Source organism: Microbacterium sp. P5_B6, assembly GCF_056400345.1.
On the sequence record NZ_JBFULL010000004.1, the window covers coordinates 104,263 to 130,639 of the forward strand.

General features: G+C 71.1%; 21 protein-coding genes. 6 read left to right on the forward strand and 15 right to left on the reverse strand.

Features of this window, described 5'->3' with window-relative positions:
* Window positions 1-17 precede the first annotated feature (17 nt).
* From AC1DP3_RS07130 to AC1DP3_RS07140, 3 genes are all read left to right on the forward strand, one after another.
* Window positions 18-755, forward strand: a complete 738-nt coding sequence (locus AC1DP3_RS07130; protein ID WP_477292457.1) for a FadR/GntR family transcriptional regulator — start codon at window positions 18-20, stop codon at window positions 753-755.
* Window positions 756-786: 31 nt separating this feature from the next.
* The gene (locus AC1DP3_RS07135; protein WP_477292458.1) at window positions 787-2,037 is read left to right on the forward strand and encodes a D-arabinono-1,4-lactone oxidase; all 1,251 of its coding nucleotides are present in this window, start codon (window positions 787-789) and stop codon (window positions 2,035-2,037) included.
* A 191-nt stretch (window positions 2,038-2,228) separates the two neighbouring features.
* Window positions 2,229-3,638, forward strand: a complete 1,410-nt coding sequence (locus AC1DP3_RS07140) for a pyridoxal phosphate-dependent decarboxylase family protein (protein WP_477292459.1) — start codon at window positions 2,229-2,231, stop codon at window positions 3,636-3,638.
* Window positions 3,639-3,847: 209 nt separating this feature from the next.
* On the opposite strand, the gene AC1DP3_RS07145 is transcribed toward AC1DP3_RS07140, so the two are convergent.
* The 4 genes from AC1DP3_RS07145 to AC1DP3_RS07160 form a co-directional block, all read right to left on the reverse strand.
* Entirely contained in the window at window positions 3,848-4,381 is a 534-nt protein-coding gene (locus tag AC1DP3_RS07145) for a YbaK/EbsC family protein (RefSeq protein WP_477292460.1), read from the reverse strand.
* 18 nt (window positions 4,382-4,399) lie between these two features.
* Window positions 4,400-6,109 (reverse strand): amidase, encoded by a 1,710-nt coding sequence (locus AC1DP3_RS07150; protein ID WP_477292461.1) that lies wholly within the window; start codon window positions 6,107-6,109, stop codon window positions 4,400-4,402.
* A gap of 130 nt (window positions 6,110-6,239) precedes the next feature.
* The gene (locus AC1DP3_RS07155; protein ID WP_477292462.1) at window positions 6,240-7,274 is read right to left on the reverse strand and encodes an agmatine deiminase family protein; all 1,035 of its coding nucleotides are present in this window, start codon (window positions 7,272-7,274) and stop codon (window positions 6,240-6,242) included.
* Window positions 7,271-8,857: a purine-cytosine permease family protein gene (locus AC1DP3_RS07160; RefSeq protein WP_477292463.1), complete on the reverse strand. Its 1,587-nt coding sequence runs from the start codon at window positions 8,855-8,857 to the stop codon at window positions 7,271-7,273. Before AC1DP3_RS07160 ends, AC1DP3_RS07155 begins: the two co-directional genes overlap by 4 nt.
* 89 nt (window positions 8,858-8,946) lie before the next feature.
* On the opposite strand from AC1DP3_RS07160, the gene AC1DP3_RS07165 reads away from it, so the two are divergent.
* The gene (locus tag AC1DP3_RS07165) at window positions 8,947-9,588 is read left to right on the forward strand and encodes a TetR/AcrR family transcriptional regulator (protein ID WP_477292464.1); all 642 of its coding nucleotides are present in this window, start codon (window positions 8,947-8,949) and stop codon (window positions 9,586-9,588) included.
* A 294-nt stretch (window positions 9,589-9,882) separates the two neighbouring features.
* Here AC1DP3_RS07165 and AC1DP3_RS07170 read toward each other — a convergent pair whose 3' ends face one another.
* From AC1DP3_RS07170 to AC1DP3_RS07185, 4 genes are all read right to left on the reverse strand, one after another.
* A complete protein-coding gene (locus AC1DP3_RS07170; RefSeq protein WP_477292465.1) occupies window positions 9,883-10,761 on the reverse strand; it encodes a transglutaminase family protein in 879 nt (292 codons plus the stop codon).
* On the reverse strand, window positions 10,758-13,268 hold the full coding sequence (locus AC1DP3_RS07175; protein ID WP_477292466.1) for a circularly permuted type 2 ATP-grasp protein: 2,511 nt from the start codon (window positions 13,266-13,268) through the stop codon (window positions 10,758-10,760). The genes AC1DP3_RS07170 and AC1DP3_RS07175 overlap by 4 nt, the downstream gene beginning before the upstream one ends.
* A complete protein-coding gene (locus AC1DP3_RS07180) occupies window positions 13,265-16,534 on the reverse strand; it encodes a transglutaminase family protein (protein ID WP_477292467.1) in 3,270 nt (1,089 codons plus the stop codon). Before AC1DP3_RS07180 ends, AC1DP3_RS07175 begins: the two co-directional genes overlap by 4 nt.
* 71 nt (window positions 16,535-16,605) lie before the next feature.
* Entirely contained in the window at window positions 16,606-16,998 is a 393-nt protein-coding gene (locus tag AC1DP3_RS07185) for a hypothetical protein (RefSeq protein ID WP_477292468.1), read from the reverse strand.
* A gap of 196 nt (window positions 16,999-17,194) precedes the next feature.
* Between AC1DP3_RS07185 and AC1DP3_RS07190 the strand changes: the two genes are divergently transcribed.
* Together AC1DP3_RS07190 and AC1DP3_RS07195 are read left to right on the forward strand one after the other, a co-directional pair.
* Window positions 17,195-17,689 (forward strand): gluconokinase, encoded by a 495-nt coding sequence (locus AC1DP3_RS07190; RefSeq protein ID WP_477292469.1) that lies wholly within the window; start codon window positions 17,195-17,197, stop codon window positions 17,687-17,689.
* An 8-nt stretch (window positions 17,690-17,697) separates the two neighbouring features.
* The gene (locus AC1DP3_RS07195; RefSeq protein WP_477292470.1) at window positions 17,698-18,609 is read left to right on the forward strand and encodes an alpha/beta hydrolase; all 912 of its coding nucleotides are present in this window, start codon (window positions 17,698-17,700) and stop codon (window positions 18,607-18,609) included.
* On the opposite strand, the gene AC1DP3_RS07200 is transcribed toward AC1DP3_RS07195, so the two are convergent.
* The 7 genes from AC1DP3_RS07200 to AC1DP3_RS07230 form a co-directional block, all read right to left on the reverse strand.
* Window positions 18,606-19,193, reverse strand: a complete 588-nt coding sequence (locus AC1DP3_RS07200; protein ID WP_477292471.1) for a DnaJ family domain-containing protein — start codon at window positions 19,191-19,193, stop codon at window positions 18,606-18,608. The two genes, AC1DP3_RS07195 and AC1DP3_RS07200, sit on opposite strands and share 4 nt — an antisense overlap.
* A 14-nt stretch (window positions 19,194-19,207) precedes the next feature.
* Window positions 19,208-20,050: an NAD-dependent epimerase/dehydratase family protein gene (locus tag AC1DP3_RS07205; protein WP_477292472.1), complete on the reverse strand. Its 843-nt coding sequence runs from the start codon at window positions 20,048-20,050 to the stop codon at window positions 19,208-19,210.
* Between the two features lie 48 nt (window positions 20,051-20,098).
* Window positions 20,099-21,133, reverse strand: coding sequence for a LacI family DNA-binding transcriptional regulator (locus tag AC1DP3_RS07210; protein ID WP_477292473.1), 1,035 nt, complete (start codon window positions 21,131-21,133; stop codon window positions 20,099-20,101).
* Window positions 21,126-22,643 carry a sugar ABC transporter ATP-binding protein gene (locus AC1DP3_RS07215; RefSeq protein WP_477292474.1) on the reverse strand — a complete coding sequence of 506 codons (1,518 nt, stop codon included), beginning with the start codon at window positions 22,641-22,643 and terminating at the stop codon, window positions 21,126-21,128. Before AC1DP3_RS07215 ends, AC1DP3_RS07210 begins: the two co-directional genes overlap by 8 nt.
* A gap of 61 nt (window positions 22,644-22,704) precedes the next feature.
* A complete protein-coding gene (locus AC1DP3_RS07220) occupies window positions 22,705-23,724 on the reverse strand; it encodes an ABC transporter permease subunit (protein WP_477292475.1) in 1,020 nt (339 codons plus the stop codon).
* Window positions 23,721-24,767: an ABC transporter permease gene (locus tag AC1DP3_RS07225; RefSeq protein ID WP_477292476.1), complete on the reverse strand. Its 1,047-nt coding sequence runs from the start codon at window positions 24,765-24,767 to the stop codon at window positions 23,721-23,723. Before AC1DP3_RS07225 ends, AC1DP3_RS07220 begins: the two co-directional genes overlap by 4 nt.
* Window positions 24,764-26,263, reverse strand: a complete 1,500-nt coding sequence (locus AC1DP3_RS07230; RefSeq protein WP_477292477.1) for a sugar ABC transporter ATP-binding protein — start codon at window positions 26,261-26,263, stop codon at window positions 24,764-24,766. The genes AC1DP3_RS07225 and AC1DP3_RS07230 overlap by 4 nt, the downstream gene beginning before the upstream one ends.
* Window positions 26,264-26,377 lie beyond the last annotated feature (114 nt).

Sequence of the window (26,377 nt, forward strand, 5' to 3'; positions counted from 1 at the left end):
AGCGATAGGTTGAGAGCATGCCTGCCTACCCCGGCGACCGATCGGCCGAGATCTCGGCCGCACTCGGCACGCTCCCCGCGGGCACGCCGGTGTCCGAGGTCGCCCGGCGACTGCTCGACCTGTTCACGAGCGGCTCGATCGCCCCGGGCACGCGGCTGCCTCCCGAGCGCCATCTCACTGCCACGTTGGGCGTGGGACGCTCGGCGGTGCGAGAGGCGCTCGCCGCACTCGAGATCCTCGGCATCGTCCAGGTGCGGCCGGGCTCGGGGACCTACCTCAGGGGAGCGGCCAGTGAGCTGCTCCCGCAGACGCTGCGCTGGGGGCTGCTCATCGGCGAGCACCACACCGCGGATCTGCTCGAACTGCGCTCAGGCCTCGAGATCTTCGTCGCCCGCCTCGCGGCCTCCCGGATCGGGGCATCCGATCTTGATGAGCTGCGGTCGACCCTTGAGCGCATGCGTGCGAATGTCGGCTCGCTCAAGGCCTTCGCGAAGGCCGACCTCGACTTCCACGATGCGCTGGCCCGCGGCGCGGGAAACGCGACGGTCGTCGACCAGCTCCACGTGGTGCGATCGCTCCTGCAGGTCTACGCGGATCGTGCCGTGCAGGACGAAGCGTCCGCGGTCACCGCCATCGATGAGCATGACGCGGTCTTCCGCGCCATCGAGCGGGGAGATGAGGATGCGGCCGCCTCCGCCATGGCGGTCCACATGGCCACAGCCTCCGCCCGGCTGGCGGCCGAAGCCGCCGGCTGAGCCCCCGCGCCCGACCCCTTGAGGAGACCGCATGCCCCGCAATTGGGCAGGAACGTACGAATACCGCGCACCCCGCATCGTGACGGCCTCGACCGTCGACGAGGTGCAGACGATCGTCCGAGAGGGCGGCCGTATCCACGCTCTCGGGACGCGGCACTCGTTCACCGACCTGCCCGACACCGCGGGCACGCTCATCGACGTCTCGGGGCTCGCCGATGAGTTCGATCTCGATGAGGAGGCGCGTACCGTGACCGTGGCCGCCGGCACGCGGTACGGCATCGTCGCGCGCGCCCTGGACGAGCGCGGGTGGGCGCTGCACAATCTGGGCTCCCTCCCGCACATCTCCGTGGGCGGCGCCACAGCCACCGCCACCCACGGCTCCGGCGACGCCAACGGAGTGCTTACGACCGCCGTGCGCGGCATCCGGTATGTCGGCGCCGACGGCGACGTGCACGAGGTGCTCCGCGGCGATGCCGACTTCGATGCGCTCGCGGTCGGAGTCGGCGCGTTCGGCGTCATCGTCGCGCTGACCCTCGACATCCACCCGTCCTACCGGGTTCGCCAGGACATCTACGCGGGAGTGACGTGGGATGCCGCGCTCGCCGACCTCTCGGCGCTCACCGGAGCCGGCTACAGCGTCTCGCTCTTCACCCGCTGGGACCCCGAGACAATCGAGGCGGTGTGGGTGAAGACCCGCCTCGACGCCGACGACGACCCGGTCGGCGACACGCTCCTCGATGGGCGGCGCGTGCTCGGCCTGGAGTCGCCGCTCGGCCTCGGCGACAACGTCACCGAGGTCGGCGGCGTGCCCGGGCCCTGGATGCTGCGGCTCCCGCACTTCCGGCTCGACAGCGAGCCGTCCCTGGGTGAAGAGATCCAGACCGAGTACTTCGTGCCGCGCGAGCACGGTGCCGCGGCGCTGGAGGCGGTGCGAGCGCTGGGTGACAGCATCCGTCCCCATCTGGTGTGGAGCGAGATCCGCACCGCGGCGCGCGACGACCTGTGGCTGAGCGGCGCGTACCAGCAGGACATCGTGATCATCCACTTCACCTGGTTCGATCACCCCGAGGAGGTCGCCGCGCTCCTTCCGGCCATCGAGCAGGCGCTGCGGCCGTTCGCCGCGCGCCCGCATTGGGGCAAGGTGCACGGGTTCACCGCCGACGATATGGCGCGCGTGCATCCTCGTCTCGCAGATGCCCGGGCGGTATTCGAGCGCCTGGACCCGGATGGCCGCTTCGTCAACGCGCACCTCGAGCGGGTCGGGCTGCGCGAGCGGCGCTGAGGCCCGGGGCTCCGCGAGCGGGGTCGACCCCCGGGGCTCCGCGAGCGGGGCCGACCGTCGGCCTGCGCTCTCCGCGCTGACCCCGGGACTCGCGAACCCATGAGTTCTTCGCGAACCCATGAGGAACAATGCATGGGTTCGGCAACAGCACATGGGTTCGCGAGCCCCCGGCGGGCGGGCGGGGCTCCAGAATGGGACACGACCCACGGGAGGCCCCAGTGACCGACGCCCCTTCACCCGACCGGATGCACGCTCTCACCGATGAGACGCGCGCGACGGTCGACGTCGTGCTCGACTACGCGCGCCGCCGCGCGCTGTACGAGGACATCCCGCTCGACAAGCCGCTCAACCCGCGGGACCTCGCGCGGCTCGCCTCCGGCTCGATCACCCGCGACGGCATCGGTGCCCGCCGCGCGACGGCGCTGTTCGAGAACGTCCTCGCGCCCGCCTGCGTGTCGACCGACCACCCCGGATACCTCTCGTTCATCCCCTCGGCTCCCACGAAGGCGGCGATCGCGTTCGACCTGATCGTCTCGGCCTCCGCGATCTACGGCGGATCGTGGATGGAGGGCTCGGGCGCGATCTTCGCCGAGAACGAGGTGCTGCACTGGCTCGCCGCCGAGTTCGGGATGCCGAAGGGTGCGGGCGGCGTGTTCGTCCAGGGCGGCACGATCGGCAATCTGTCGGCTCTCGTCGCGGCGCGCGATGCGGCCAGACGCCGCAACCGCGAGGCCGGCCGTCCTGACCCCGCCCGCTGGGTGGTCGTGTGCAGCGCCGAGGCCCACTCCTCGATCGCGTCCGCCGCGCTCGTCATGGACATCGAGATCGCGAAGGCTGCTCCGGATGCCGGGGGCCGGCTGCACGGAGACTCCGTGGCCGCGGTCCTCGACGAGCACGGCGACGCCGTCTTCGCCGTCGTCGCGACGGGTGGTACGACGAACTTCGGAATCGTCGACGACGTCGCCTCGATCGCGGCGGTGACGCGTGAGCGCGGAGTGTGGCTGCACATCGACGGCGCCTACGGCCTCGCGGCCATGCTCGTCGAGAGCGCGCGCCCGGCCTTCGCGGGCGTCGAGCTCGCCGACTCCGTCATCGTCGATCCGCACAAGTGGCTCTTCGCGCCGTTCGACGCCTGCGCGCTGATCTATCGCGACCCGTCGGTGGCGCTCCTCGCGCACACGCAGAAGGCCGAGTACCTCGACACCATCGACGCGGCGGACTGGAATCCGTCCGATCTGGCGGTGCAGCTGACGCGCCGGGCTCGGGGCCTGCCGCTCTGGTACTCGCTGGCGACGTACGGCACCGACGAGTACCGCGCGGCGATCGAGTTCGGCATCACGCTCGCCCGGCGCATCGCCGACGAGATCGAGTCGCGCGACGGGCTGTCGCTGGTGCGCGATCCGCAGCTGTCGGTCGTGGTCTTCCGCCGCGAGGGATGGACCCTGGCGGACTACCAGGCGTGGTCGGATCGCCTCCTCGACGACCAGCACGCCTTCGTCGTGCCGAGCTCGCACGCCGGCGAGCCGGTGCTGCGCTTCGCGATCATCAGCCCCCTCACGACGTTCGAGCTGCTGACCTCGATCCTCGACACTCTGGCCTGACCGCGCTCGGGGCGCGGAGCCGGGTGGGTCGGAGGTCGCGCCATGGCCTCGGCACATCCCCGCCGTACACAACGGCGGGGATGGTGCGCGGCGCGCCGGGCGCCCCCCGGCGTGTCATGCAGAACCCCCGCGGTTGTGCACGCCTGAGTCTGCGCGCCGCGCCTTCCCGGCGGGTCGTGCAGAAGACTCGCGGTTGTGCGCGCGCGGGGTCAGCGTGCGAGGCCCTCGATGACCTGGACGCCCGGCAGCGCCGCGAGCACGCGCCCCGGCACCGACAGCTTGGCGCCCCGGATGCCGGCCCCCACGATCGCCGCGGGCAGCTCCGCGACCCTCGCGTCGACGAGGATGGCCCAGTCCTCCGGCAGGCCGATCGGCGTGATGCCGCCGTACTCCATCGCTGTGTGTGCGACGGCGTCGTCCATGGGGGCGAAGCTCGCCCGTCGGGCGGCGAGGAGCCGGCGCACGACGCCGTTCACGTCGGCGCGCGTGGTTGCCAGCACGAGGCACGCGGCGTAGGTCGTCGTCTCACCCCGGGTGCCCGCCACCACGATGCAGTTCGCGCTCTCGTCCGTGGCGACACCGTACGCCTGGCAGAACGCTGCAGTGTCGGCCAGCGACGGGTCGATGGACGACACGCGCACTTCGGCCGCGAGCGCCGGGTCCAGGCGCTCGAGTGCTGCCTGCACACGGCCGGCGAGAAGGTCCGGGCGATCGAGGGCGGCGGAGAACTCCAGTGACGGCACAGATCGACGCTACGACACTCAGGGCAGCCGCGGGGTGCGGGGTGGCTCGGTCCGGCGGGCTCCGGTCGCCTCGAACGCGGCCGCGAGCCGCAGCAGGTTCGTGTCGTCGTACCCGCGCCCGGCGAAGGTCAGGCCCACCGGCATCCCGATGTCGGCCATCGTCCCCATCGGCACCGTGACGGTCGGGATGCCGAGATGCCGGATCGCCAGATTGCCGTTCGCGACCCACACCCCGTTCCGCCAGCCGCGTTCGGCCGAGGCGTCGTTGCGGTCCATGTCGGCCGCGGCGACGTCGGCGACGGCGGGGAAGACCACGGCGTCCAGGCCGAGCTCGTCCATCCACTCCTCGAGGTCGAGGCGGCGCGTCTCCTCGAGGCCGTGGAGGCCCGCCTCGAGTTCAGGCATGTCGGTCCACGGCGTCGCGTCGGGGTGCGCTCTGACCCAGTCCGGGTACTCGGCGATGTCGTCGTCGACGCCCGTGTAGCGGTCGACGAGCTGCCCCTCCGGGCGAGGGAAGATCCGGGCGCCGTCGACGTCGGCGAGCGTCGAGAGCGCGGGGTCGCCGTTGGCGGCGAGGAAGTCGTCCCAGCCCCAGGCCGAGAGGTCGACGATCTCGCGGCGCAGATACTCGGGCGTCACGAGCCCGCGCGTCCCGATGGTCGGCGCTCCCGCCCGGTCGCCCTCGTAGTTCGACACCGCAGGGAAGTCGACCTCGATGACGGTGGCACCCCCGGCCTCGAGGTCGCGGCGTGCCGCCTCCCAGAGCGCGATGACCGAGGGGCGCGTCTCGATGCGCTCGCCGGTCGGGCCGCCGATGCCCGTTCCGGTACCGGCCTCGGCATCCGCGTTGATGTACATGCGCGGGATGCCGAACCGCCGGCCCGCGAGAGCGGCGGGTGCGGCCTCCCCGGCGAGTGCCGGGTACGACACCGGTCGCTGGGCCGACGCGGCGGGCAGCGGCACCCAGGGCTGCGCGCGCCAGAAGTCGCCGCGCGTCTCGGGGTCGTCGGCGACGATGACGTCGAGCACGTCGAGGAGGTCGGCCATGGTGCGCGTGTGCGGCACGACGACGTCCATCGTCGGCACGAGCGGCCAGTTGCCGCGCACCGAGATGACGCCGCGCGAGGGCGTGTAGGCGCAGAGCGCGTTGTTCGAGGCCGGGCCGCGGCCGCTCGACCAGGTCTCCTCGCCGAGGCCGAACGCGGCGAAGCTCGCCGCGGTGGCCGTTCCCGACCCGTTCGACGAGCCCGAGCCGAACGGCGCGGTGAGCCAGTCGGCGTTGTACGGGCTCTCCGCGCGTCCGTACACGCCGCGCTGCATCCCGCCGTTGGCCATCGGCGGCATGTTCGTCAGGCCCAGGCAGATCGCTCCGGCCGCACGCAGCCGCTCGATCGTGAAGGCGTCGCGCTGGGCGACGAGGTCGGCGAAAGCCGGGCTTCCGGCGGCGGCGGTCAGGCCGCGCACGAGGTAGCTGTCCTTCGCGGTGTACGGGATGCCGTCGAGAGGGCCGAGCGACTCGCCCCGCGCCCGTCGCCCATCGGAGGCGGCCGCCTCGTCGAGCGCCGCCGAATTGGGCACGACGATGGCATTCAGCGCGGTCTCCGTGCTCGGAGCGTCGTAGACGTCGATCCGGGCGAGGTACGCCTCGACGAGCTCGACAGCCGTGATCTCGCCGGTTTCGAGCGCCCGGCGGAGGTCGGCGATGGATGCCTCGACGACGTCGATCACGCTGCGCCTCCCTGCACTTCGAACTCGAATCCACACGATGTCGGCGAATCCACCCGGTTCGCGCGCACAAAGTCTGTGGTTTCGGGCGAGATCGGTGGATTCGAGTGGAGGACGGGCCGACCGGAGGCAGTCACGACGCCACCTTCGGCTGCTGCTGCGTGATGCAGTGGATGCCGCCGCCCCGAGCGAAGATCGGCCGGGCGTCCACGGTCACGACGCGACGCCCCGGATACGCGTCAGCGAGGATTTCCCGTGCCGCGGCATCGGCCCGCTCCTCGCCGAAGCCGCAGGCGATCACGCCCCCGTTGACGACGGTGTGGTTCACGTAGCTCCAGTCGACGAAGCCCTCGTGGTCTTTCAGCGTCTCGGGCGCAGGGAGGTCGACGATCTCGAAGCGGGTGCCCCGGGCATCCGTCTTCTGCTCGAGGTGCGCGCGCAGCTCGCGCGAGACGCCGAAATCCGGGTGGTCGGGGTCCGTCTGCGCGTGCAGCAGCAGCCGCCCGGGCGAGGGGATGGTCGCGACGATGTCGACGTGGCCGTTCGTGCCGAAGTCGTCGTAGTCGCGGGTGAGGCCGCGCGGCAGCCATATGAAGGCGGTGGCCCCGATGGTGCGGGCGAGTTCAGCCTCGACGCGCGCCTTGTCTGCGAACGGGTTGCGTCGAGGATCCAGCTGCACGGTCTCGGTCAGCAGCACGGTGCCTTCGCCGTCGACATGGATGCCGCCACCCTCGTTGACCAGCAGTGAGCTGATGACTTCGGCCCCCGCCACCCCGCCGGCCACGCGTCCGAGCTCCGCCGAGAGGCGCCACTCCGCCCAGTCCGGCGCACCCCAGCCGTTGAAGGTCCAGTCCACCGCGCCGAGGGCAGCGGGCCGCTCGTCGTCGACGACGAACGTGGGTCCGACATCCCTCATCCAGAATTCGTCGAGCGGCGCTTCGACGATGTCGATGCCTGCCCCCAGCATCCGTCGCGCCCGTTCGGTCTCGGACGGATCGACGACCATGGTGACCGGCTCGAACTCGGCCACGGCGTGGGCGACCGCGGTCCACGCGGCATACCCCTCCTCGCGCTCGGCCGCGCTGTCGCCGAGCGTGATCCCCTCGCGCGGGAACGCCATCCAGGTGCGCTCGTGCGGAGCGGTCTCCGCGGGCATCCGCCAGCTCATGCGACGACCTCCTCGAGCTCGCCCCGCGCCGCCGGACGCGCCTCGTTCCACGACCGCGCCGGTCGGGCCGCCCGGTCGCGGTACGGCGAGGAGGTCAGCCAGAGCACGGCGTACAGGATGCCGGCGAGCACCGGCCCGACGATGGCCGAGAGGTCGGCACCGCCGAGCGCGAGCGCGAGCGGTCCGACGTACAGCGTCGTATTCGCCATCAGCACCGCCGTGGTCGTGGCGCCCGTCATCGCGATGATGCCCGGCCAGTAAAAGCCGGTGCGGTACCAGAAGGGTCCATCCCGGCGTTCGGCGGCCAGCGCCTCGCCGTCGTAGCTGTTGCGCCGCAGCAGGATGTCGACCGCATAGACCGCGACGAGCGGGCCGAGCACGGTCACCGCGAGCTCCAGCGACGAGTTCAGCGTGTCGAGGAAGCTCGGTGCGACGAACAGCAGCCACGCGGCCGCAGCCGTGGAGGCGGCGCCCGTGACGACGATCGTCGCGACACGGGAGATCCGGATGCCGAGCCCCAGCGCGTACAGGCCTGTCGAGTACGCCACCAGCACGTTGTTGGTGATGCTCGACAGCACGATCATGCCCAGGAACACGGGCATGAACCACGCCGGCACGATCTCGGCGATGGTGAGCTGCGGGTCGGTCATGTCGATCGCGGTGCCGGCGACGACGCCCAGCGTGCCGATGACCACCGCCGGAACGAAGCCGCCGAGGGCCGTCCAGAGCGCTACGCGGCCCTTCGACACGTCGCTCGGGAGATACCGGGCGTAATCGGCTCCCGTGCCCCACGACAGGGGGCTCGAGGCGACGATCGCGAAGCCGAGGAGGATCATCGCGATGTGCTCGGAGGGTGCGAGCGGGGCCGGGGCGTAGGTGAAGTCTGCGGCTCCGAAGACGAAGCCGCCCAGCACGATGAACATGACGGCGAGGGCGGCCGAGAACCACGGCGCGAGCTTCAGGATCGTGGCGTGCCCGTAGATGCTGATCGCGAAGCTGAGCACGCCGATCACGACGAGCACGGCCCATTCGGCTCCGGCGGGGAGGGTGATCCCGAACCACTGGACCATGGCGATGGCGGCGAGCGTCGCGAAGGCGATGTTGATGATCTCGTAGAACACGCCGATCACGACGCCGAGGCCCGCGCCGAAGATCCGGCTGCCGCGGACGCCGAACATGGCGCGCATGATCGCGACGCTGGGGGTTCCGGATGCCGGGCCGCTGATCGCGAGCCATCCGACGACCGCCCACCAGAGGTTGCCGGCGATCGTGATGGCGAGGGCCTCCCACAGCGGAAGTCCGAGCAGCATGAGCACGCCGCCGATGACGAAGTACAGGTAGATGACGTTGGCCGACATCCAGACCCAGAACAGCTCGCGCGGGTGCCCGTGACGCTCGGCGGGCGGGATGTAGTCCGCGCCGTGGGTCTCGATGTGGCCGGCGCGATCTGCGGCGGGTTCGGCAAGATGCCCGTTGCGATCTGCGGCGGGTTCGGGGATGTGCCCGGTGCCCGAGGGCGCCTGGAACGGCGACTCGGTGGGGACGTCTGCGGGGGCGGATGTCGCGATGGCTTCGTTGCGCATGGGACTCTCTCGACAGGATGAGGGATGGCGGGCTACTGTTGATCAAGTGATCAATAAGCCTGGGCGACGATAACCACGAGGAGGTGGCGATGTCAAGCACTCCACGCAAGACCGCGGCGCGCAAGTCCCCGGCGGAGCGGGCCGATGAGATCGGCCAGGCTGCCTGCGACCTGGCCCTCCACGAGGGTCTGTCGGCCGTCACGCTGCGCTCGATCGCCCAGCGGGTCGGGGTCGCGCCGGCCCTCGTGGCCCACTACCAGCCCAGCATGGATGCCCTGGTCGCGTCGACTTTCCGCACCATCGTCGCCGTCGAGCTCGACGATGTGCGCCGGGTGCTCGCCGGTCGCGCCACTCCCACCGAGCGCATGGCGCTCCTGCTCGAGACGCTCCTCGACGGCACCCGCGACGACGTCACGGTCGTGTGGGTCGAGGCGTGGGCCATGGGCCGGCGCAACGAGTCGCTTGCGGCCGCCGTGCGCGAGCAGATGGACGCGTGGCAGGCTCTCGTCCAGCAGGTCGTCGAGGACGGTGCGGCGCGCGGCGAGTTCGAGGCGGAGGACGCCGCCGACACCGCATGGCAGCTCCTGGGCATGATCGACGGCCTCAACGCCCACGCCCTCGTGCGGTGGAACGCTGATCGCTCGCGCGGATCGGCTCCCCATCGGGCGGTCGAGGGGATGCTGGGACTCCCGCGCTTCGCGCTCGACGCGGCGGCGGCGCGCACCACCTGACGCCGGCGCCGTGCGCCGCCACGTGACGCCCGGGCCGCCGTGCGCCGCGCGCCGGGCACCGGCGCTCGCCCACGGGTCGCGCCGAGGCAGGGTGTCTCGCCGAGACAGGGCGGCACGTCGCCCTGCCTCGGCGACATCCCCTGCCTCGGCGAGGGCGCCACGCGCTGGGAACCCCGCCGCCACAAGCCCCGCCCCGCATCCACACAGGGTGTCTCGCCGAGACAGGGCGGCACGTCGCCCCGCCTCGGCGACATCCCCTGCCTCGGCGACGCCGGGACGATGCCGGCGCCGTGGTCAGCCGACGGGGGAGACGTCGACGTTCACCCGGAGCGTCGACTTCTTCGACTTCGTGAAGATCACGCCCTTGACCGGGGAGACGTCGCCGTAGTCCCGGCCCCATGCGACCGTCACGTACCGCTCGTTGGCCCACTGGTTGTTCGTCGGGTCGATCGCGAGCCAGTCGCTCGAGCCCGGCATCCACACCGAGAGCCAGGCGTGCGACGCGTCCGCGCCCACGATGCGCTCCTTGCCCGGAGGGGGCTGCGTGGCGAGGTAGCCGCTCACGTAGCGGGCGGCGATGCCGTGGCTGCGCAGGCACGCCAGCGCGAAGTGCGAGAAGTCCTGGCACACTCCCGCGCGCTTTCGCAGGACGTCGTCGACGGTGCTGGTGACGGTCGTCGCGGTGCTGTCGTAGTCGAAGTCGGCGTAGATGCGGTGCATGAGATCGGTCGCCGCCTCGCCGATCGGGCGCCCGCGGGTGAGGGATGCCGCGGCATAGTCCGCGACGCCGGCTGAATGCGCTGCGCGCGGGGACTCGAGGGCGAACTCGACGGCGGCCCAGGCATCCGGAGCATCTGAGTGCAGAAGCGGTCGCGCGCTCTCCCACGGCACGGCGAGGGCGTCCTCGTCGTAGCGGGGCTCCACAACGGTGACGTCCGTCTGGGAATCGATGACGAGCTCGCGGTGCGGATCGGTGACCTGGAAGTACGTGACGGCGTTGCCGTAGCAGTCGGTGTCTCGGTGCAGGTCGATCGGCAGCGGCTCGACCGTGACGGTGTGCGCGCCGATCTCCTGCCACGGCAGCGAGCGGGGCGACAGATGGTAGAGCCCCCGGCTGTCGCGGACGGGTGCGGTGTAGGTGTACGTGGTGCGGTGCGAGACGACGTATTTCATGGTGCACTCGTCCCCGGGAGCTCGATGAGCGACAGCGTCGACAGCATCTGGGGCGGCGGGCCGCTCGCGAAGTGCACGTCGGCGATCGCATCGGACAGCTGCTCGAGCTGCCCGCGGGTGGTGTCGAAGAAGCGCTGCAGCCGCGGCCGGCGGGGGCCGGACGGCGTCGCCAGAGCGGCCAGGTCGATGTTGTCGAGGGCGGTCTCGAGGTGCTCGAGCAGCCGCTCCGGGCGGGTGGACCCGGTCGACGCGGGCATCGCCGCGAGGTGTCCGCGCAGTTCCCGCAGGGCGAAGGCGAGCGACCTCGGGTTGTCGCGGTCGGTCAGCAGGAGTTCGAGCACGCCGCTCGTGCGCACGTTGCCCCGGTACCGGCGACGGAACGTGACCGAGCTCTCGGCGGCGACGAGCACACCCTCCAGCACGTCGCGATCGGCGGCGATGCCCCGTCGCTCGGTGGTGGTGGCGCCGAGCAGCAGGCAGACCTGCATCGCGCGCTCGATGCCGCGACCCGCCTCGATCATGTGCCAGCCGGGGTCGCGGATCATGCTCGCGGTGACGCCCTGGAGCGACAGCACGGCGGTCAGCATGCGTCCGGCGGACTCCGTGATCCGGTGCGAGCGCTCCGAACCCTGGAGGGCCTTCTTCGCGCGATCGGTGTGCGAGAAGACGCGCCAGGTGTCGTTCGACAGCTGATCGCGGACGCCCTCGAGCGCATCACGCAGGCGCTCGAGAGCATAGGCGGCCGATCCGGGGCGCGACGAGTCGAGCAGCAGCGACCGGAACTCGGCCTCGGGGTCTTCCGAGCGGCGGCCGGCGAGGCGACGCAGGGCGCCGATCAGGACACGAGCCGCCACGGCGTGCTCGGATTCGATGGGCGCTGCGAGCTCCTCGATATGCGCGTCGGCGGTCAGCAGGAGTCGCAGGAGGTCCTCGGCGCGCTCCGCGTATCGACCCGCCCAGTACATGTCCTCGAGCGAGCGCGGCGCGAGGGCGGGGATGCTCGGCTGGAAATCCAGGGGCGCGACGTCGACCAAGCCCTGATCCGGATCCTCGGGGGCTCCCTTGACGACCCAGATGTCCTTCGTGATGGGCGTGCGCCCGGGCACCATCACCGTCGCGAGTCCTCCCACCAGCGGGCGGAACGCCGAGCGGTAGCGGACGGTGAAGGCGCGCATGACGACCGGGTGGGCATCCGCTCGTCCCTCGCTCGACCACACCGGCGCCTGCGACAGCGGCAGGCGGTCCTGGCCGACGTAGCGGTGCGGTGCAGCGAGGATCCGGGCCCGCAGCTCGTCGGGCGAGAGGGCCGCAGAGGCGCTGCGCGGCTCGTCGATGCGGCGCACGATGAAGCCGTCCGGAGTCTCCCCGAGCCTGTCGAGCACAGCGTCGCGGCCCTCGGGGTCGCCGCACCACCACGTCGGCACGGCCGGAAGCCGCAGCTGCTCTCCGAGGAGACGCTGGCAGATGTCGGCCATGTACGGCAGAAGGGCGGGGTTCTCCAGCACACCGGCCCCGAGCCCGTTGACGACGCGGACGCGTCCGCGGCGCACCGCCTCGGAAAGGCCGCCGACGCCGAGCCGCGAGTTGCCGCGCATCTCGAGGGGATCGCACCAATCGGCATCCACTCGCCGCAGGATCACATCGACGCGCTCGCCGGGGCCGGTCTTGGGCCATCCCGGCGGCTTGATCCAGATCGAGCCGCCCCGCAGCGTCAAGTCGCTCGCCTGCACCAGCGGGAAGCCCAGCGTGCTCGCCAGGAACGCCTGGTCGAACGCCGTCTCGGAGTGCGTGCCGGGCGAGAGCACGACCACGCGCGGCTCGGTCACGCCCTCGGGCGCGGAGTTGAGGAGGGCGGATCGCAGGGCCGCGAAGTACGGCTCCATGCGATGCAGGTCGTTCTCCTGGTACAGGTCGGGCATGACCTGCGCCATCACCCGCCGGTTCTCCATCGCGTACCCGAGACCGGACGGCGCCTGCACGCGATCCGCGAGCACGCGCCACTCGCCTTCGGCGTCGCGACCGAGGTCGGCCGCCGACAGCAGCAGCGGCTGGAGGTCGTGGGCGCTCGCCCGTGCCAGCGGGCGCGCATACCCTGAGTGCCCGAACACGATGGCGGACGGAAGGGTGCCGTCGCGCAGGAGCGACTGCTCGCCGTACAGGTCGACGAGCAGAGCGTTCAGCAGCTCCGCCCGCTGCGCGAGCCCGATCTCGAGCCGGGACCAGCTGACCGCGTCCATGACCAGCGGCATCGGGTCGAGCTGCCACGGCTGGGCGCCCGATCCGCGCGCGACGTAGGTGACGCCGCGGTCGGCCAGGAAGCGCGAGATCTCGCCGCCGACGCGCTTGAGCTCTTCGGGCGTGAGCCCCAGGGCGGCCTCGGCCATGCCCTTCCACGCGGGACGAAGCGAGCCGTCCGGGGCCACGACCTCGTCGTAGCGAGGCTCGACGCCGCCGAAGGACAGCGTCGGCTGAGCCAGGGTCGTCGCGTAGTCACGCAGCACGGTCACGAGTGGGGGACCCTCCGCAGGTCGAGTGTGCGGGGATAGTCGGAGGTGGCCGCACGCCGGGCCTTCTCCCGCAGCGCGGCCACATCGACGGTACCCGATGTGTGACCGTGCGGCTCGAATCGCCGGGCTCGCCGGGCTTCGGCCTCGTTGGCATTGATCGGCGGATGCTCGTACGCCCGTCCGCCGGGGTGCACGACGTGATAGGTCGCACCGCCGAGGCTGCTCGCGGCATCCGTGTCGATCACGTCGAACGTGAGCGGTGCGTGGATCGGGATCATCGGGTGCAGCGCCGACCAGGGCTGCCAGGCGCGGTACCGGACGCCCGCGTAGTACTCGCCGAGGTGACCGGTCGGCGCGAGCGGCACGGGCACCTGGTTGCAGGTCACGAGATGGCGCTCGAGGTCGATCCCGCGGACCTTGACCTGCAGCCGCTGAAGCGAAGAGTCGACGTAGCGGGCGGTGCCCGACCTGCCCGCCTCCTCGCCGAGGACGTGCCACGGCTCGATCGCGTGCCGGAGCTCGAGCTCGACGCCGGCACCCGCTCCCGTCGCGACGCGCGTCATCCCGATCCGCGGGAAGCGGAACTCCGTGAACGCGTCGAGCCAGGTCTCCTCGAACGCGATGCCGTGCGCGCGGAGGTCCGCGATGACCTCGCCGATGTCGCGGATCGCCCCCTCCGGCAGCAGGAAGTCCTCGTGCAGCCCCGTGCCCCAGCGGATCAGGGGCGCCGTCAGCGGCTTCTCCCAGAACATCGCGACGAGACTCCGCACGAGCAGCGCCTGGACGAGCGCGAGCTCGGGATGCGGCGGCATCTCGAAGCCGCGCAGCTCCAGCAGCCCCAGCCGCCCGCGGCTGCTGTCGGGGCTGTAGAGCTTGTCGACGCAGAACTCCGCCCGGTGCGTGTTGCCCGTGAGGTCGGTCAGCAGGTGCCGCAGCGACCGGTCGACGACCCACGGGAGCAGGTTGCCGCCGTTGGCCTCGTCGGTCAGCCGCCGGATCTCGGCGAGCGCGATCTCCATCTCGTAGACGGCCTCGGGGCGTCCCTCGTCGAAGCGGGGGGCCTGGCTCGTCGGGCCCACGAACCGCCCGGAGAAGAGATACGAGAGCGACGGATGCCGCTGCCAGTAGGTCAGCAGGCTCGGCAGGAGATCGGGCCGGCGCAGCAGCGGCGACTCGATCGGGTGCGCACCGCCGAGGGTGATGTGGTTGCCGCCGCCGGTGCCGGTGTGTGTTCCGTCGACGTCGAACTTCTCGGTCGTGAGGCGCACCTGCCGTGCGGTCTCATAGAGCGACAGTGTGAGGTCGCGCTGCTCGGCCCACGTGGACGTCGGCTGCAGGTTCACCTCGACCACTCCAGGGTCGGGCGTCACGATGAGCTGGCGCAGTCGGGCGTCCGGCGGGGGCCCGTAGCCCTCCAGCACCACCGGGCAGGCAGCATCCGTCGCCGCCCGCTCGATGACGTGCAGCAGGTCGGCGTAGGCGTCGAGCTCCTGGGTCGGCGGCAGGAAGACGTGCACCACGCCGTCCCGTGCCTCGATCGTGAGGGCGGTCGTCTGGGCGCCCTCCGGATCGACGATCGTGACGGACGGGATGCCGGGAGCCAGCGGCGGCGCGGCCTCGAGGTACGACGGCTCGCCGGTCCACTCCGGGTCGTGCCACGAGACCGAGTCCAGCGGCAGCCGGAGCCCCAGAGGGCTGGAGCCGTGCAGCAGCACGAGGCGTCCTCGCCGGAAGCGCCAGGCCGGGCTCGTCCAGTCGCCGTGCGTGGTGAGTGGCAGCACCCAGCCGGCGGCCGCGACGGCGGCCGTCTCGACCTGCTCGACGTGCGAGCGGTCGAACTCGTCGGCGTCCGGCCGCGCTCCCTCGGGACGCCGGAGCTCGGCGGTCAGCTCGGCGAGGGGGTCCTCGAAGGCGGCCAGCAGCTGCGCGCCGGGGAGGCCGAGAAGCTCGGTGATGCGCGCCGCGAGGCGTTGGGCGGCCGCCGGGGCGCCGGGATCGGCGTCCGGGCCCCAGGGATCGGCGAAGAGCGCGGAGTCGGTCCACAGCGGCTCGCCGTCCGTGCGCCACTGGAGGGCGATGGCCCAGCGGGGGACGGCTTCGCCCGGGTACCACTTGCCCTGTCCGCGGTGCACGGCACCGCCCTTCGCGTACACGTCCCGCAGCCGATGGGCGAGGGCGCTCGCGAGCTCACGCTTCTCCGGCCCGTCAGCGGCGACGTGCCACTGGGGGCTGCGCGCATCGTCGAGCGACACGAAGGTGGGCTCGCCGCCCATCGTCAGGCGCACGTCGTTCGCGTCGAGCCGCTCGTCGACGGCCTCGCCGAGCGCGTCGATCCGCGCCCACTGCTGCGGGGAGTAGGGCCGCGTGGTGCGCGGGTCCTCGTGGACGCGCCGCACCTCGTTGCGGAACGTGAAGCTCACCTCGACCGGCTCGGTCGACCCCGAGATGGGCGCCGCGCTGCTCGGGTGCGGTGTCGCGCTCAGCGGGATGTGGCCTTCACCGGCGAAGAGGGCGCTCGTGGGGTCGAGTCCGATCCAGCCGGCGCCGGGGACGAACACCTCGGCCCAGGCGTGCAGGTCGGTGAAGTCCTCGGTCGGACCCGCCGGCCCGTCCAGTGCCGCGCGGTCGGGTGCGAGCTGCACGAGGTACCCCGACACGAAGCGTGCGGCGAGCCCGTACCGGCGCAGGATGCTCACGAGCAGCCACGCGCTGTCGCGGCAGGATCCGATGCCCGACTCGAGGGTGTGGTCGGGGGTCTGGACGCCGGCCTCCATGCGCAGGCTGTACGCGACATCCCGGTACACCGCCCGATTGAGGTCGGCGAGGAACTTCACGGTCGGCACCCCGTCGTCCGGGAGCGACGGGAGATCCGTCATCCACCCGTCGACGCGATCGCTCTCGCCCACCGGCCGGAGGTAGGGCGCGAGGTCGGCGGCGAGGGCCGGCTGGTAGCGGAACGGGAATCGCTCGGCGTAGGACTCGATGAAGAAGTCGAGCGGATTGACGACCATCATGTCGGCGACGAGCCCGACGGTGATCTCGAGGCGGCTGACCTTCTCGGGGAAGACGATCCGCGCCAGCCAGTTGCCGAACGGATCCTGCTGCCAGTTGATGAAGTGCTCTTTGGGGCTGATCTCCAGCGAGTACGCCTCGATCGGGGTGCGCGAGTGCGGAGCGGGCCGCAGCCGGATGACATGCGGCTGCACCGTGACCGGACGAGCGAACTCGTACGCGGTGTAATGCTCGAGCGCGACCTTTATCGACATGACCCCACCTTTGCAGACCGCGTGCCGCCCGGAGGCCGCCGCTGCCCTCAGCCGTGACCCGCGCGGCAGCCTTACGCGGCCGCGGCGGCGGCCTTCCGCGCCGCCGTCGCGGCCCGGAACGAGGCGTTCGCGGCGGGGGTGTAGAGCAGCACGAGGCCGAAGATCGCCAGCACCGCCGAGGTGATGGCCGTGTAGGCGAGCGCTTTGAGGTCGAGGAACGCGGCGACCCCCGCCCCGACCTCGAGCAGGAACACCAGGGTCACGATGATCCGCGCGCTCGTCCGGGCGCGGAACAGCCCCAGGCACACCGGGAAGGTCACGACGCCGATGACGATGTGCAGCCAGCCCGTCACCGGCGAACCACCGCTGAACAGCATGACCGCGCCCGAGAACAGCTGGAGGATGCCCGAGATCCACGCGATCACGGCGACCAGGACGACCCCGTCCGAGGGTTTCGTGCGCATGGCGGCTCCTCACTGGCGGGCGCCGTTCGGGGATCGCGGCGCTGGACGAAGGCTACTCGCCCTCGTCGGCGGAGGGCGAGGCGGCGGCGGGATGCCTAATGCCGGGAGTCGGCGCCCCGCCTGGGCGCATCTCCGTCCCGCTCGCCCTGGGTCGGGTGAGGACTGGGATACCGTGGACGGGGTCGAGAGGAGCCGGATGTCGCTGGTGGTCATGGGAGTCTCGGGCTGCGGCAAGTCGACGATCGGCGCCGCCGTCGCTCTGCGCGCAGGGGCCTCCTTCGTCGATGCGGATGATCTGCATCCCGCGTCGAACGTCGAGAAGATGGCCGCGGGCATCCCGCTGACGGACGAGGACCGGATGCCGTGGCTCGCCGCCGTCGGCGACGTGCTGGCACAGCATCCCGATGTCCCCGTCGTCGTCGCGTGCTCCGCGCTGAAGCGGTCGTACCGCGACATCATCCGCGCGCGGGGAGGGTCCGTGCTGTTCGCGCACCTCGTGGGCTCGCGAGAGCTCCTCGCCGAGCGGATGGGCTCGCGCTCTCAGCACTTCATGCCGACCACGCTGCTCGATTCGCAGCTGGCGACCCTCGAGCCGCTCGACCCGGACGAGACCGGCCTGGTGCTCGACATCGCCGAGCCCCCCGATCAGATCGCCGACGCGATCCTCTCGCGCTGGATGGCCATGCCATGACGTCGCCGATGACGGTCGAGGAACTCGACCCCGAGATCGTGCCGGCATTCACGGCGCTGCCCGAGATCAACCTCGAGAAGCCGTTCGTGCGCTGGTTCATGGCCACGGCGTCCGGCCTCGCGCCGGGGGCGAAGGTCGAAGGCGTCGAGCGCCGCACGGTGCGGGAAGGGGATGCGCGTCTGCGGGTCTTCGTGCCGGAGAATCCGAGCGGCGCGGCACTCCTCTGGATCCACGGTGGCGGTCTGGTCCTGGGCTCGGCGCGGGTGGAAGACCGGATGTGCGGCGAGACCGCGCGCGAGACGGGCGCCGTCGTCGTCTCGGCCGACTACCGCCTGGCGCCCCGGCATCCGTTCCCCGCTGCGCACGATGACGTGCACGGCGCGTGGTCCTGGCTGCGACTGCACGCCGCCGAACTGGCCATCGACACCGACAGGATCGCGATCGGCGGCCAGAGTGCCGGCGCCGGGCTCGCGGCGGCCCTCGTCCAGCGGCTGCACGACGAGGGCGTTCCGGTCGCGGCGCAGCTGCTCTTCTGCCCCATGCTCGACGACCGCACCGCCGCCGACCGCAGACTCGACGCGCGCCGGCACCTGGTGTGGAACAACCGCTCCAACCTTGTCGGCTGGCGGTCGTATCTCGGTCACGAGCCGGGGCGCGACGGCGTCGCGTCCTACGCCGCTCCCGCACGGCGCACCGACCTCTCGGGCCTCCCGCCCGCCTGGATCTACTGGTCCGAGATCGAGCTCTTCGCCGCAGAGGATCGCGCCTACGCCGAGGCGCTCGCGTCCGCGGGCGTGCCCGTGACGGTCGTGACCCTCGACGACACCGCCCACGGCTTCGAAGCGTGGGCGTACACGACGCCTCCCGCGCAGGAGCTGCTTGCGGGCGCCCGCGCCTGGCTGGTCGAGGCGCTCGCCTAATCCCGCCGGCGCCACCGCAGCAGGCGCCGGCGGCGAGCTGTCTCCGCCTCCGCAGCCCTCGCCTCGGCGTCCGCGCGTGATCTCGCGGTGCGCCGCTCGTGCCATGCCCGCACCTCGGCGTCGGCATCCCGGGTCGGGGTCACGACCGGCGGGCCGCCCAGAAGCTGGCGTCGCGCCTCGATGATACGGCGGTTGAAGTCCTCGATGTACTCGCGCACCTCGTCCTCGCGCGTGAGCGCATCGAGGCGGTCCTCGAACTCAGCGTGCTCGACGCGCAGCATGAGCGCGGGCGGACCGAGGCCGCGCAGCTGCTCCCGCTCGATCTTGCGACGGATCCACCAGTCCGGGTCGTGGCTCTCACCGAGGCCCTCGAGCGGCTTGCCCGCGCCGGGGAGCTGATCGAACTCCCCGCGGCGCATCGCCTGCTGGATCGACACCTCGACGAACGCGGCGCGCTCGGCGGACGTGGGGACATGCTGCGGCCCGTCGCCGGGCTCCGAGTCCTTCTCGGGCTCGAGCCCCTGCTCGCGCTGCCACTTCTCGAAGCGGTAGCGCTCTGCGGCTTCCCGGGGGTCTTCGGCCATGCTCCGGCAGAGCCTCAGACGTGATCGCGCCAACTGTGCTGCGGGTCGAACCCCAGCACGCGCCGCGCGCGGTCGATCGAGAGCAGGGTGTCGTTGACGCCGAGGTCGCCCTTCAGCGGCACGCCCGGGAACACCTCGGCGACGAGCTCGGCGTTGGGGCGCGTCATGACGGTGTCGGCCGCGGCGATGATGAACCGGTCGAAGCCGGGAGCGGCATCCAGAGCCTTCTCGACAGCCTGGGCGCCGTCACGCGCGTCGATGTAGCCCCACAGGTTCCACTTGCGCCGGCGGGCGTCGGCGTCGAACGACGGGAACTGGGCGTAGTCCTCGGGCACCATGACGTTCGAGAAGCGAAGGGCCGTGATCGCGAGGTCGGGGTGCCACCGCACGAGCTCGATCGCGAGCTGCTCCTCGAGGTGCTTGACGAGCGAATAGGCCGACTCCGGACGTGCGGGGTACTCCTCATCGACCGGGATATAGGGCGGCGCGACGTCGAAGGGAAGGCCCAGCACCGTCTCGCTGGACGCGTACACGATGCGACGGATGCCGAGCCCCACTGCGGCCCAGAACACGTCGAACGTGGTCAGCATGTTGTTGCGGAAGGTCGCGATGTCGCTCCGGATGCCGGGGGCCGGGATCGCCGCGAGATGCACGACCGCGTCGAACCCGCCCGACTCCCCGTGCACCCCCTTCAGAGCGTCGACGACCTGACCGTAATCGGTGAGATCGACCTGAAGGAACCCGGGGCCGCGGGTGCCGACGACGTCCAGCCCGACGACGTCGTGACCGGCCGCCCGGAGCTCGCGGAGGACGACCGTGCCGAGCTTTCCGGATGATCCGGTGAGGGCGATGCGCATCTCACCAGTTTTTCATGCGGAGACGACATGCAGGCCGTTCGACGAGGCTCAGCGGGGTGCGCTCGTGGACTTCCGGACGATGAGGTGCGTGGGCAGCGGGGTGTCCTCGGTGGCGCTGTCGGGCTCTTCGACGGCGATCAGCACCTTCTGCATGATGAGCTCGCCCAGCGCGGCGAAGTCCTGTCGCACCGTCGTCAGCGGCGGGTAGAGGTATCCCGCTTCCGGCACATCGTCGAACCCCACCACGCTGACGTCCTCGGGCACGCGCAGACCCCGCTCGCGCAGCGCCGACAGCACGCCGATCGACATGTGGTCGTTGGCGACGAAGATGGCCGACCCGGGCGCGATGTCGAGCGTCGAGCCCAGGCGATGGCCGCTCGCAGCGCTCCAGTCGCCGTGCTCGGGCTCGATGACCTCGAGGCGGTGCGCGGCGAGCTCGTCGCGCCACCCGCGCACGCGCTCGACGGCATCCGGAGCCTCCCGCGGACCTGCCAGATGGAGGATGCGCTGATGCCCGAGCTCGGCCAGGTGGCGAACGGCCGAGCGAGCCCCGCGGTATTGGTCGATCGACACGATCAGCGGGCTCCGCCGTGAGGTCGACGAGGCGGCGACGACCGGGATGCTGAGGTCCAGCCCCCGCACCGCCTCGAGCACCCCCACATCGACGACGACCAGCACGATGGCGTCGACCCGCTGGCGCAGGAGGCTCTCGACGACTTCGCGCAGGCCGGCGGCATCCGAATCGAGCGAGCTGATCGTCTCGACGTTGTACCGCGCGGCGCGCGCCGCGAACGTGAAGTGCATGGCGATCGAGGTGGGCCCGTAGTCCGAGACGCCCGGGGTCACGAGGCCGATGGTGCGGGTGCGCCGCGTCACGAGCGCACGCGCGGCAGGGGAGGGGCTGTACCGCAGCTGCGCGATCGCCTGCTCGACACGTGCGCGCGTGGCCGGCCGGACGTTCGGGAGGTCGTTGAGCACGCGCGAGACGGTCTGGTGCGAGACCCCGGCGAGCCGGGCGACGTCGAAGATGTTCGACGGCCGCGGCGTGCCGCCGTCGTCGGCGCCGGTGCGCGGTTCAGCCATCGGAATCCTCGGGACGCGCCACCAGTGCGAGGAGCGAGTCCACGGTCAGCTGGTCGGAGGGGAGCGTCTCGACGATGCGGCCGTCGCGGAGGATCGCGACGCGATCGCCGACCCGCAGCACCTCTTCCAGCTCCGCCGAGATGAACATCACCGAGAGTCCGTTCGACGCCATCTCGGCCACCAGGTTCTGGATCTCGACCTTCGCGCCGACGTCGATGCCGCGAGTCGGCTCATCGAGGATGAGCACTCGCGGAGAGAGCGCGAGCAGGCGCGCGAGCAGCACCTTCTGCTGGTTGCCGCCCGACAGCGTGCCCGCGGGGCGATCGAGGTCCGGCGGCCGGATGCCCAGGGCCTCGACCCAGCTCGCGGCCAGCTCGCGCCGCCGGGCGGGCGGGATGCGGCGGAAGACGCCGCGGTCGGCCTGCAGCGCGAGGGTGATGTTGTCGAGCACGCTGAGGTCGGCGATGATGCCTTCGGCGCGGCGGTTCTCCGACGAGTAGACCACCCCGAGCGACATGGCCGAACGCGGCCCCGACAACGAGGTGGGGGAGCCGGCGATCCGGATGATCCCCGCCTCCAGGCGGTCGATCCCCGAGATCGCCCGAGCGGCCTCGGTGCGTCCTGAGCCGAGGAGTCCGGCGACGCCGAGCACGTCGCCCTCGTAGAGGTCGATGTCGGCATCCGTGATTGCCCGGCGGGCGGTCACCCCCCGAGCGCTCAGATAGGGGGTGCGGTCCTCAGCCGGTTCGGCCTCAGGTCTTGGCCGTGTCTGCAGCGCCGCGGCACTTCGACCGAGCATCGCCTGCACCAGGTCGATCCGCAGCAGCTCCCGCGTGAGGTATTCGCCCACGAACTTGCCGTCCCGCAGCACCGTGACCCGGTCGCAGAGCTCGTAGACCTGGTCGAGGAAGTGCGAGACGAAGAGGATCGCGACCCCGCGCTGCTTAAGGTCGCGGATCACCCGGAAGAGCTCGGCGACCTCGTCGAGGTCGAGGCTGGACGTGGGCTCGTCGAGCACCAGCACGCGCACATCGGTCGAGATGGCACGGGCGATGGCGACCAGCTGCTGCACGGCGAGCGAATGCGTGCCCAGGATCGATGCGGGATCGATGTCGATGCCGAGATCGGCGAGCAGCTCCCGCGCCCGGGAGCGCATCTCCTTCCAGTCGATGCGCCCGTGCCTGCGCGGCTCCCGGCCCAGCCAGATGTTCTCGGCGACCGACACGTTCGGCAGCAGGTCGATCTCCTGGTAGACCGTGCTGATGCCCGCGCGCTGGGCATCGTGCGGCGACGAGAAGCGCACGGGCCGGCCGTCGAGCGTCAGCGTCCCCTCGTCGAGCGGGATCGCTCCGGTGATCGCCTTGATCAGCGTGGACTTCCCTGCGCCGTTCTCGCCCATGAGCGAGTGCACCTCGCCGGGGAAGAGCCGGAAGTCGACGCCCTCGATGGCGGCATCCGCTCCGAAGCGCACCGTCGCCGCGGTGAGCTGCAGGAGCGGCGCCGTGTCCATCACGCCATTATCTCGACACGGACCCCCGCGCCCCGCGCAGGCGGGGCCGATCGTCGCCCGCTCACGTGCGTCGCTGCGAACGGGCGACGATCACCCGCTGGACCACGATGAACAGGAGCAGCAGGCCGCCGATGATGATCTGCATCCAGGACTGCTCCGCGCCCATGAACGAGATGATCTTCTTGATCGTGCCGTAGACGAGCACCCCGACGAGCGAGCCGAGGACGTATCCCGTGCCTCCGGTCAGCAGCGTCCCGCCGATGACGACGGCCGCGATCGCGTCGAGTTCGGTGCCGATTCCGTTGCGCGGGTAGCCGGCACCCGAATAGGCGGTCAGCAGCAGTCCCGCGAGGCCGCCGCACACGCCGCTGATGACGTAGACGACGATCTTGGTGCGGGCGACCTTCAGTCCCATGAGGCGGGCGGACTGCTCGCCCCCGCCGAGCGCGTAGATGGTCCGGCCGAAGCGGGTCCACTGCATGACGACCGCTCCGAGCGCGACGACGAGCAGGGCGATGATGCCGGTGGGCGTGATGTACCACTCTCCGACCGTGAACCGCGTGCGCTGAAGCCAGAGGATCGCCGGGTCCTCGACCCGGATCGACGAGAGGCTCACCACGAAGGCCAGTCCCCGTGCGAGGAACAGTCCCGCGAGCGAGGCGATGAACGGCTGGACGTTGAAGTACTGCACCAGCACCCCGATGAGCAGGCCGATCGCGGCTCCGCCGAGCAGCATGATCGGGACGACGACGACCGCCGGCAGACCCTGAGAGAGCAGACTTGCGCACAGGATGCCGGTGAAGGCCATGACCGACCCCACCGAGAGGTCGATGCCGCCGGTGATGATGACAAGCGTCAGGCCCACCGCGAGCACGACGAGGTACGCGTTGTCGAGCAGCAGTGCCGAGAGGTTGCGGGGGGTCAGGAAGTTCTCGAACTGCACCTGGGCGCCGACCAGCAGCACCAGGAGGATCAGGACGGCGGCGAATGTCGGCACGAGGGAGGCATGCCGGATCATGAAGGTGGCGTAGCGCGTCGACACCGTCGAGCTGCTCTGCAGGGATGCTTGGGCCGTGGTCACGATGCCACCTCCACCTTCTGGGGCGCTGCTGCTCTCGCGCGCTGTCGGGACCTGGCGATGGATCTCGCCCAGGCGTGCAGCTGGGGGGATTGGACCACGACCACCACGATGACGACGATCGCGAAGAAGACCGGGCTCTGCGCCGAAGGCACGCCCAGGAAGAGGATCGTCGATTCGAGCGTCTGGATGATCAGCACGCCGATCACGGTGCCGGCGATGGTGAACTTTCCGCCCGCGAGCGAAGTGCCTCCGAGGACGACGGCCAGGATCGCGTAGAGCTCGATGAACAGCCCCGTCGCATTCGCGTCAGCGGCTCGGATATTCGAGCTGTAGAGGATGCCGGCGACTCCGGCGAGGAGCCCCGTGGTGACGTACGCGCTGAAGACGATGCCCCGTGCCCGTACGCCGGCCAGCCGGCTGGCCGCGGGGTTGATCCCGACGGCCTCGGTCAGGACGCCGAGCGCCGTCCGTCGCTCGAGCACCGCGAGGGTCGTGATCGCGACCGCGGCGATGAGGGAGGCGACGGGAAGGCCGACGAGGTAGCCRGTGGAGATGAAGGAGTAGGGCGCGCTGTTGACCGTGGTGATGAACCCCTCGGTGATGAGGAGGGCGACGCCCCGGCCGGCGAGCATCAGCACCAGCGTCGCGATGATCGGCTGTATCCCGCCGATCGCGACGAGGAATYCGTTCCATGCCCCGAGGACGAGCGCGACGGCCAGCGCCGTGACGACGGCGACCGTCACCGTTCCCAGGCCTCCCGGGTCGGGCGAGTCGTCGATGATCGTGAGTGCGACAGCACCCGAGACCGCCATGACGGCGCCGACAGAGAGATCGATGCCCCGGGTCGCGATGACGATCGTCATTCCGAGCGCGACGAGCATGAGCGGAGCGCTGTTGCGGAGGATGTCGATGAGCGCCCCGTAGAGCTCGCCGTCCCTGACGGTCACTCCGATGAACTGGGGGCGGGCGATGGTGTTGATCAGGATGAGGGAGATCAGGGCCACGACGGGCCAGAACAGGCGGTGCCTCGCGATCCGTTTCATGCGGCGGTCTCCTCGGTCTTGTTGGCGATGTACTCGACGAGCCCCGTGAGGTCGGTCTCCTGCGGCGACACTTCGCCGATCTTCCTGCGATCGCGCATGACGACGACGCGCTGCGCGATGCGGAGCACCTCTTCGAGCTCGGACGAGATGAAGATGACGGACAGTCCCTTGGCGCTCAGCTCAGCCACCTTGCGCTGGATGTCCGCCTTCGCGCCGACATCGATGCCGCGCGTGGGCTCGTCGAGAATGAGCAGTTCTGGGGCGGTGGCCAGCCATCGACCGAGCAGCACCTTCTGCTGATTGCCCCCCGAGAGATTGCCGGCGAGCATCGACGGATCGGCAGGCCGCACGCCGAGAGCCTCGATGTACTCCGCGACGACGGCGTCCGCTTCGGMCCGCGGAATCCTGCGCATGGCGCCGCGGCGGGCCTGCATCCCGAGCACGATGTTCTCGGCCACGGTCAGGTCGCCGATGATGCCCTCGCCCCGGCGGTCCTCCGACGAGAACGCGATGCGGCGATCGATGGCCTGCCGGGGCGATGTCATCCGCGCCGCCTCGCCGTTCACCTCGATGAGTCCGGTGTCGGCGCGGTCCGCCCCGTACAGCAGCCGGACGAGCTCCGTCCTCCCTGAGCCGAGGAGGCCGGCGATTCCCACGACCTCGCCCGGGAAGACCTCGACGTCGACCGGCTCGAGGCCGCCGCGCCGGCCGATGCCGCTCGCACGCAGGACCGGAGTGGACGTGCGATCGATCTCCCGCTCGGCGACCGACGACAGCGCGGCCAGCTCGTCGAGCTCGCGGCCGATCATCTTGGCGACGAGCTCGGCGCGGGGGAGGTCGGCGGCGAGATACTCGCCGATCAGCCGCCCGTTGCGGAGAACCGTGATGCGGTCGGAGATCTCGTACACCTGATTGAGGAAGTGGCTGACGAAGAGGATCGCGACGCCCTTCGCCCGCAGGTCGCGGATGACGGCGAAGAGTCGCTCCACCTCGCCCCGGTCGAGGCTCGAGGTCGGCTCGTCGAGCACGAGCACCTTGGCGTCGAGAACCATGGCGCGGCTGATGGCGACGAGCTGCTGCACAGCGATCGAATGGGTGGACAGTGTCGATCGGGTGTCGATCGACAGTCCCAGGCTCTCGAGGTGCCGAGCCGCCTCCGCGTGCGCCGCTCGCCAGTCGATCCCGCGGGCCTTGCGCGGCTCGTGGCCGAGCATCACGTTCTCGCCGACCGAGAGGTTCGCGCTGAGATTGACCTCCTGGTACACCGTGGAGATCCCGGCATCCTGTGCATCGGCGGTCGAGGTGAGCACCTGCCGGCGGCCGGCGACGGTGATCTCACCCGCGTCGACCCTGTAGACGCCCGTGAGCGCCTTGATGAGAGTCGACTTGCCGGCGCCGTTCTCGCCCATGAGCGAGTGCACTTCTCCGGGGTAGAGCCGGAAGTCCACGCCGTCGAGGGCGAGTACTCCGGGAAAGCGGATGGTAATGCTGCTCATGTCGACGACGGGGGGGACCTCGGTGTCCGCGGGCATGTGTCGTGACCCTTTCTGTGTTCATTGTCGCCACGCCGGCCGGGAGGCCGATCACTCGACCTCCCGGCGGCGTGTCGC